Here is an 8762-nt window from a genome sequence, read left to right as displayed (position 1 = left end):
ATATGCCTCCGTTCAACTTGCATGTGTTAAGCACGCCGCCAGCGTTCGTCCTGAGCCAGGATCAAACTCTCCATGAATTTCTTTTAAATTGACTGGCTTCCTCTTCGTCTCACCTATTCACTTTACAAGGTCCTGCGCTGCCTTTCGAGCGGCGCGAAGGGTATGATATCATTTTTCCAGAAGAAGTCAACACTAAAAAAGCAAAATCTCTAAAACCACAAAAAATGTACTATCCCTTGCTACCACTGATTTTTTACCATAAAACCATATTTTTTCTTATTTTAAACAACTATTGTCTAAATATTGAATACCTTCGACATCTCAAAAAACACGCTGTTTCCCTGGCTACTATCCATAAAGCAGACTGCTTCTGCATGCTAATATATAATATTAAAATGAATAGATATTGTACTTTGGGAGGGAATGTCTTGGATTTTACAGATCTTGTAAAGAAAAGATATAGTGTAAGAAAATATGATTCTCGTCCTGTCCCCATATCTCTCATCGAAAACTGCATGGAAGCTGCAAGGTTAGCTCCTTCTGCCTGCAACTCCCAGCCATGGTCTTTTATTATCGCTAATACCCCTGAAAAAGTAAGCGCTTTGGCAAAAGCAGCCTTCAGCGGCATATATTCAATGAACTCTTTCGCTGCAAAAGCCCCCGTCCTTATAGTGGTCGTTGCTCAACATTCTCGATACAGTGCAGCTTTAGGCGGCTTTTTCCGTGGGGTACAATTCAGTCTCATGGATGTAGCTATTGCCTGCGAACATATTTGCTTGCAGGCGACAGAACTAGGATTGGGGACATGCATGCTGGGATGGCTTGATGAGAAAAATTTAAAAAAAGAATTGCTTCTTCCCTCATCTGCAAAAATAGATATTGTAATAAGTATGGGCTATCCTGAAAATAATGATGTCGTTCGATCTAAAACAAGAAAAACATTAGATGATATAAGACGATTTCTTTAGTTTATAAAAAAAGATGGATAGGGCTCATAAAGAGCTCCGTCCATCTTTTTTCTACGCCTACAATCTCACACGGAGAATTTATTTTTAAATTCCTCAGGCTTCGCAACTTTCTGTTTTTATATCACAACAACGAGCTTCTAAAGGCAAATATGTAAGATCACATTTCATTCCACCCTTAAGGGAACATGCATTATATCCTAACAATCTCATTAGAGAAACAACTTGCCCAGCAGACTGCCCCGAATAACAACAGACAATTACTTTCTTATCTTTAGGAATCTCATTTAAATGATCTCCCACTTCGCTCCAAAAAATATTAACAGCACCTTCGAGATGTTCTTCTTCATAGTCTTCAGGTTTTCTAATGTCGAGAATGTACACTTCTTCTTTTTTCATTACTTCTTTCAATTGCTCACAACTAATGAGATTGTTACACCCTTCTTTGAGATCCTGGAAATAATCTGCGACCGCTTCTACGATTGTTTTCAAGACAAAACCTCCCTTTAGAGATCGTTGTAAGTAATGATAATCAATATCAATATTGCATTAGGAGAGAGAAATTGTCAATAAGAAACAGAAAATTTATAACTATTATAAACGTTATTTATAAAAACGTTTTTGCATTATTTTTTAAACTGTATTTAAAAGAATTACTTACATTTCTTGCTGTTTTTCTTCCATGATCTGTTTTAAGCGTTTTCCAGTAATAATAAAGTATGATTTCTCCGCAACATTGGATGCATGGTCTCCCACTCGTTCAAGATGACGGCCTATCCACATCAAAGCAGCTGCACATTGGGCAGTAACTTTATCCCCTTTCGGTTTAAGGGCTATGATTTGAATAAGTTCTTCAAAAATATTGAAATAGAGAATATCAAGTTCCTGATCTTTTAAGTAAACTTCCTCGGCTAATGCAGGATTATTAGTCTCAAAAGCATTTAGTGCATTTCGAAGCATCTCTGTCGAAATATTCTTCATTTTAGGAATATCTATCAACGGCTTTAAAAGAGGATATTTGTTAAGGAAAAGTACTCGTTCAGCTATGTTAACGGCTTCATCGCCTATTCTTTCAAGATCTGTAACTATTTTTGCTACAGCAAAAACAAATCGGAGATTTTCTCGAACTGGCTGTCTCATCGCTATAGACCCTAAGCACTCTTGATCTATTTCCACTTCCAATTTATCTATAACATCATCATTGTCTATTACCTTTTGCGCAAGGTCATTGTTTCTTTCAACTAAAGCCTCTACGGCAGAGGCAACGGCTTTTATACATTCCTCTCCCATTTTATGAACCATAGAAAGAATTCTTTTTTTATCACTTGAGTAGAGAATCATTTCCGATGTCAGTTCCTGCTCTGGCTCTTTCTTCTTCCCAAAAAGCATCACCGTCCTCACCTCTTTCTCTGATTTTTCCTCCTTTGGCAACTTCTAACGAAGCAGCAACTATTACTCGTAAGGTCGCTAAGAGACTCCAAAGGACGGCATCTTGGCGACAATTAAAAAGATGTCCGTGAAAAACCATAATCTGTCTTAACAATTCATCACGAGATCGAAATTCTTTCGCAAGTTCCAACGCCTTCTGAATACTTACAGCGTCATCAAGCGCAAAAGCGCGAAGACTATAACGTACAACATCAACTGAGAGAGAAAGATACTTTTGCCACTCCTCTCGTTGCAATTCACTGGAGAGACGATCTTCTATTCCTTCTTGCCATAAGGTGTAAAGTTTGCCTGTCGCAGTTTCAACAAGCTCTGCCATAGATATAAGCGAATACGAAATTGTTGCATATGACTCCATTTGAGAAGTATTATCGACTGGTGCCGGTATAGCAAACATATAGTCGGAACACTGCTCTAAAAGAGACGGGATCCCTCGCTGTAATTGATAAATCTGCCTTTTATAATCAGGGGCAAAAAAAAGCATATAGATAAAAGTTTCAATGTAATTTGCCAACCGTGTAATTTCTTTTTCCAAAAGAGGAACGGCAAGAGGCGGAAAATCGGTAAGACTTTCATCAAGATAGATAGCTTCTCCCGGATCTTTCGCAATTTCAGAAGAGAACCACTGCCCACTCATAACAGCAGAGCGACGTACAAAAGGCAAAAAAACAACAACATTGAGGACACTCAACCCTACTTGATAAGCTGCTAAACGCATTTCTGAATCTGCAATAAGCAAAGAAACCGAACGCAGTATAAAGGGCGCAAGAGCTATTCCTGCCACAACTCCTAAACAACGATAGACAAGAGAAAGCCAAGCAAGCCTTCGCGCATTAACACGTGCGCCAAGACTAAAAAAAAGGACGGTAACAGACGTTCCTAATCGAGCACCTAAAACTAAAGGATAGAAAGCTTCAGCTGAAGCAACACCAGAAGAAATCAAGGCTATTCCAATGGCAATAACAGCCGAAGATCCCTGAGTAAAAGATGAAACGATACATGCTACGGTAGCGAGAAGAAGAGGCTTTGTAACAAGTTGTGCGATAAAACCTCCAAATGCAGGGGTTTCAATAAGAGGGGCAAATCCAAGCTTTAAGAAGAACATCCCTGTCAAAATAAAAGCTAACCCCTTTATAATTGCCCCTACTTTCTTAAGCTTCTCAGTTTTCCCGTGAGAGAGAAAAAATCCTAATGCTAAAAAGAAAGGAGCAAGGGCAATAACGTCAAGAGCAAGCAAAGGAGCAACCAAAGTAGATCCAACTCCAGCTCCCATCATGACCAAAATAGATCCCTCATAAGGAAGAGCATGGATGTCAACGAGACCTACCGCAAACGCTGTAGCGGCAGTTCCACTCTGCGCAACGGCGGAAAGCAAAACACCCAAAGTAAAAGCCGACGATTTTTTATGCCCCATGGATGTTAACAGTTCTTTGCCGCGGCTCCCCAGGTTTCTTCTAAATGCTTTGTTGCTTTCTTCAAGACCATATAAAAGGATGGTCATTCCTCCAAGCATTAAGGCATAAGAAGAGAGATCTGAATACATTCATCATCACCCTTTTAAAAAGCTATGGAAGCAAAAGCGGTTCTTCCCCTTCGGAATCTTTCTCAAAATAATGCATCGCAACACCATGGCGTAAACCTCTGTCACTTACTGTAAAAGATTCTTCTCTCGTCATGTCTAAAATTTCTTCGACAATACATGCTCCGGCAAGGATAATATCAGCTCGACCAGGAGATAAACCTGGTATTTGACATCGATCTGCTATTGTTCTAGAAGCATACCTGAGCAATTGATCATGCACATCTTCTCTCGATAAATTAATCCCATGTATTCTACTTGCCTTATATGTTTCAAGTTCAAGCTGAACAGCTGCAAGCGTCGTGATTGTGCCGCCTATACCAATGAGGGGGCCTTGGCGGAAAACATGGTCAAGATGTTCTATCTCTTCTTTTATTGCATAACGGGCTCTCGATAAGAGCTCGTCTGATACTGGAGAGACTTGTAAATATCGTTCCGTTAAAGGAACGGATCCTAAAGAGAGGCTGCATCTATCTACAATAGAGCTTTCCTTACCTCGAACAAACTCTGTACTGCCTCCACCTATATCAAAAAGAGTAACTTCTTCGAACTTCAAAGATTGAGGCAACCCTGATAGAGCTCCGATAAAGGATAATTCGGCTTCTTCATCTCCAGAAAGAACGCGAAGCAGAATTCCTGTTTTTTCTTCAAGGAGAGTACTAAAGTAGTCTGAGTTTTCGGCAACTCGCAAAGCCATGGTTCCTACTATCTCAATTCCATCTACATCCAGCGCTTTTGCCTGGTGAACCATGGAATCAATCACTTCAACATTCCTTACTACCGGTTTATCTAAAAGTATCTTATCTTTAAAAAGGCCTTCGCTCAGGCGAGTAATTTCTGTCCTCTCAAATAATGTAGAAATAACATGATGAATGCGAGAAGCAACAAGAAGCTTTAAGGAATTAGATCCAACATCGATGACTGCTACTCTTCTCTCTCTATCCATAACTCTCCCCCCCATTTTAAGCAAAAAGCGGGCTCCCTACGCAAGGGCCCCCGCTTTTAAGTATATTTCAATCGCTAAAAGATTATCGACAAGATTTAATAGGCTTTAGCAAAAATCGTCTTTCTCGCATCAGAAGCACCAGTGAGGAAACAAGTTCCTCTCTCTGTACTATCTAATGGAATGCAACGCGGAGTCGCACCCGTTTCTTCTTTTATTTTCTTTTCATCTTCTGGCGTTCCAGCAAAATATGTCTCTACAAATCCTCCCTTTTCCTCAATAATAGTCTTTAATTCCTGCAAGGAAGAGGCTGAAGCTGTATGCTCATTACGGAAATTGAGCGCTTTTCTATAAAGATTTTGCTGTATTTCATCAAGCAGCTTTTGAACTCTGACAACAACATTTTCAAAAGGAATGTCTTCTTTGGCACCTGTATCTCGCCGAACCGCCCGTACTGTTCCGGCAGCCATATCCTTTTCACCAAGTTCCAAACGCAAAGGTACCCCTTTTTGAAGATGGTAGAAGAAACGATCACCTGGGCGCATAAAGAACTGTTCATCAACACATGTAAAACGACCACCTAATGCTTGGTTTAGCTTATCAGAGAACTCTCGGGCCTTCGGAAGAAGCTCTTCTTGTATCGCTGAATCCTTATTACTGATAGGAAGAATGGCTACCTGCACGGGAGCAATTCGAGGTGGAAGTATAAGCCCGTCATTATCTGAATGAGTCATTATTAAAGCCCCTATAAGTCGGGTAGAAACTCCCCAGCTTGTTGTCCAGGCATACTCCTGCTCTCCCTTTTGGTTTTGATACTGTATATTGAAAGCATGAGCAAAATTTTGTCCAAGGAAATGGCTTGTTCCCGCCTGTAGAGCTTTAGTATCGCTCATCATTGCTTCACATGTAAATGTATTGAGAGCTCCTGGGAAACGTTCTCCTGCCGTTTTTTCACCAGGGATAACAGGAAGAGCCAATATATCACTCATAATGTTTTTATATACCTGTAGCATTTTTAATGTCTCTTCCATAGCCTCTTCTTTTGTGGCATGAGCAGTGTGCCCCTCCTGCCACAAAAATTCTGACGTACGGAGGAAGAGACGTGGCCGTTTTTCCCAACGCATAACATTCGCCCACTGGTTGATGAGAAGAGGTAAATCACGCCAGGACTGAATCCATCTGCTATACATATGCCCGATTACCGTCTCCGATGTCGGACGAACGACAAGGGGTTCTTCTAAAGGCTCCCCACCAGCATGAGTAACGACAGCACACTCGGGAGAAAATCCTTCAACATGCTCTGCTTCTTTCTCTAGAAAAGAATTAGGAATAAGCAAAGGGAAATACGCATTTACATGCCCCGTCTCTTTAAAGGCCTCATCGAAATGGTGCTGAATAGATTCCCATAGAGCATACCCTGTTGGACGAATAACCATACAACCCCTTACTGGAGCATAGTCGGCAAGTTCTGCGACCTTAATGACATCAAGATACCACTGAGAATAATCATTCTCTTTAGGTGTTATGTTTCGTGCCATGTTTTTTTCAACCTCCGTTACAAAAACCCTTTCGGGAAAAATATTTTTATGGTAATGGATGGTGCCCCCAAATCGGTTTCCCGATAAAGAATCCCACTTTAAAATCACTTTGGTCATTATACAGGAACATAAGGCGCCCATCGAAAAAGTGTCCAGGAGCAGAGAAAGATATACCGCTCTCCCAAACACTATCAGACTTTGATCCGTTATCGTCATAAGCCCACCCTGCTCCTCCAAAAATTTCTGCAGTGAGGCTCCCCCACCAACTCTGCATGAAGACCCTGCGAAAAGCAAGATTTAACCACACCATCCGTTCTGCTTCTATTGGTCGATCTGCGTAGCTATAAAGTTCTTCTGCTGCACCTAAATAAACGGCATGGCTGGGCTCGGTCACATCTCCTTCAGCAAAACCACCTCGCAAATAGAGCCTCCACTTTTCTGAAAGAGAAAGAGCCTGAAAGATATTTACTCTGTACAAAAGTTCATCATGTTCCGGCCACCAAAATGCAACTTTCATAGAACCGCCCTTGGTGGGATCCACAGTATCATCGAGAGTATTATATGCCACATAAAAGGTAGGGCCTAGAGCGTCTTCATCTCTTCCATTGAAATGCACTCTCTCTCCGCCAATACCAACTCCCGCTCGAACATCACCCATGGAAAAATGATGAACGAGTCCCAGACCGTATCTATCCCAGTTTTTCTCAAAGGCATTTCGAGGTGTCACTTTCCAATTCTGAGCAGATAAATTGAACTCCCAAGCTTTAGAAATATCCGAAGAGGACAAATATCCCACGTCGGCCGCCCATTGTGACCCTAACTTCAAGTTCAACTTGATAGCATCACCATCTTTTAAAAGATCTCTCTTTATTCCATTTATGTAAAGCCATCTATAGGGATGAAGATTTGTTGTATACCCACCTAATCGAAGCTCAGAGCTCGGACGACGCTGGGCTGTAAAAACTATCGCCGTTCCTTTCTCTCTCTTCTCAAGACGGTAGTCTACAGCAAGAACGTCTATACGTTTAGAAATCTCATAACTCTCTTTGAGTACTTTGAAAGAATCTATTGGTTTTCCTATCCAGGATTGGTAGTGTTTTTTAAATTCATTACAAACGTTTTCCGGAAGACCTTCAACACTTACTTCGGCAACAATTTCCTGCCTCTCCTTGGGCTGTAGCTGAGGAGGCGGTGCAAGATTCGATAACTCTCGTATCTTTTTGATGTGGGCCAATGCTACATTACGGCCGGCAGCAATAATTTCTTCTGCCTTAGAAGCGTCAAATAAGGGCATTTTCCCCACTTGTGGGGTCAAAAGCACATCAGCTTCTTTCACTTCATTGGCAACGTTTTGCTGAGTTAAAACCGTTATAGACTGATCAATAACATCAACTACGGTGCGCAGCTCTTTTCTTGTTCTCAGAGAGCTTGTAACGTCGACAGCAAGAACTGGATAGTCTGGAAAGAGTTCTTTCGCAGTGATAACCGGTAAATTTGAAACTAATCCTCCATCAACAAGAAGACGCCCTCCTACTGGCCACGGCTCGAAAAGACCTGGGATAGCCATAGAAGCTCTCATAGCAGAGGCGAGACTGCCACTCTGCAAAACAACCTTCGCCCCAGTCTCCAAATCTGTTGCAACTGCTGCAAAAGGAATGGGTAATTCATTAAAATGAACTACCTGTACTCTCGATGCCATCTGTGAAAATTTCTCTAGCAGCTTAACACCGGAAAGCCCTCCCAAGTAGCCCCCCACACTTCCATGATGAACAACGGAGATCCATGGGACAGAACTTCCCTCGCGTTCTCCCAAAGGTAAAAACATCGGAGAAGACCGCTCAGAAAGAAGACTGCTTAAATCAATATTCTTAACGACTTCTTCCAATTCAAAACCATTGTAGCCGCTAGAAGCCAACCCCCCAATGATAGCCCCCATACTTGTTCCCACAATTCCAGCTATAGGAATATTCTGTTCTTCAAGCACTTGAAGAACACCGATATGGGCGAGTCCCTTTGTTCCTCCGCCAGAAAGAGCGAGAACAACTCCTCCATGAGAAGAAGCTGAACAGGTAGAAACATTTAAAAGAAGGCAACTCAAAATTATAAAGCCAGCACAAATACGTTTCAGATTTGACATCGATCGGCCCTCCTCTTGTAAGGGGCCATAGTTTGCTTCCTGATAACGTGATAAAGTGAATGGCGGGAATCCCAGTCCGTATGATTGGCTCCCGCCAATTCAAAGATAAATGGGCTCACCCTGTCCAATAGTAGTGGCGGAATGGAAGTTGCGG

General features: G+C 41.7%; 7 protein-coding genes and 1 rRNA gene. 1 reads left to right on the top strand and 7 read right to left on the bottom strand.

Going from position 1 to position 8762, the window contains the following annotated elements; genetic code table 11:
* A 16S ribosomal RNA gene (locus VB083_RS10115) occupies positions 1-77 on the bottom strand; the annotation flags it as partial.
* Between the two features lie 351 nt (positions 78-428).
* Between VB083_RS10115 and VB083_RS10110 the strand changes: the two genes are divergently transcribed.
* Positions 429-968, top strand: a complete 540-nt coding sequence (locus VB083_RS10110) for a nitroreductase family protein (RefSeq protein ID WP_213691970.1) — start codon at positions 429-431, stop codon at positions 966-968.
* A gap of 93 nt (positions 969-1061) precedes the next feature.
* On the opposite strand, the gene VB083_RS10105 is transcribed toward VB083_RS10110, so the two are convergent.
* The 6 genes from VB083_RS10105 to VB083_RS10080 form a co-directional block, all read right to left on the bottom strand.
* Positions 1062-1457 carry a rhodanese-like domain-containing protein gene (locus VB083_RS10105; RefSeq protein ID WP_213691971.1) on the bottom strand — a complete coding sequence of 132 codons (396 nt, stop codon included), beginning with the start codon at positions 1455-1457 and terminating at the stop codon, positions 1062-1064.
* Positions 1458-1622: 165 nt separating this feature from the next.
* Entirely contained in the window at positions 1623-2354 is a 732-nt protein-coding gene (gene phoU, locus VB083_RS10100; protein ID WP_307880082.1) for a phosphate signaling complex protein PhoU, read from the bottom strand.
* Complete coding sequence (locus VB083_RS10095) at positions 2287-3954, bottom strand: Na/Pi cotransporter family protein (protein WP_213691972.1); 1668 nt, start codon at positions 3952-3954, stop codon at positions 2287-2289. Before VB083_RS10095 ends, phoU begins: the two co-directional genes overlap by 68 nt.
* A 22-nt stretch (positions 3955-3976) precedes the next feature.
* Positions 3977-4936 carry a Ppx/GppA family phosphatase gene (locus VB083_RS10090; protein ID WP_213691973.1) on the bottom strand — a complete coding sequence of 320 codons (960 nt, stop codon included), beginning with the start codon at positions 4934-4936 and terminating at the stop codon, positions 3977-3979.
* Positions 4937-5031: 95 nt separating this feature from the next.
* On the bottom strand, positions 5032-6471 hold the full coding sequence (gene proS / locus VB083_RS10085) for a proline--tRNA ligase (RefSeq protein WP_213691974.1): 1440 nt from the start codon (positions 6469-6471) through the stop codon (positions 5032-5034).
* Between the two features lie 46 nt (positions 6472-6517).
* Entirely contained in the window at positions 6518-8608 is a 2091-nt protein-coding gene (locus tag VB083_RS10080; protein ID WP_323402019.1) for a patatin-like phospholipase family protein, read from the bottom strand.
* Positions 8609-8762 lie beyond the last annotated feature (154 nt).

The organism is Aminobacterium sp., from assembly GCF_034926885.1.
In the GTDB taxonomy this organism is placed as follows: domain Bacteria; phylum Synergistota; class Synergistia; order Synergistales; family Aminobacteriaceae; genus Aminobacterium.
The sequence above is the reverse complement of the archived record's forward strand: the minus strand, read 5'-3'. Positions and strand labels throughout refer to the sequence as shown.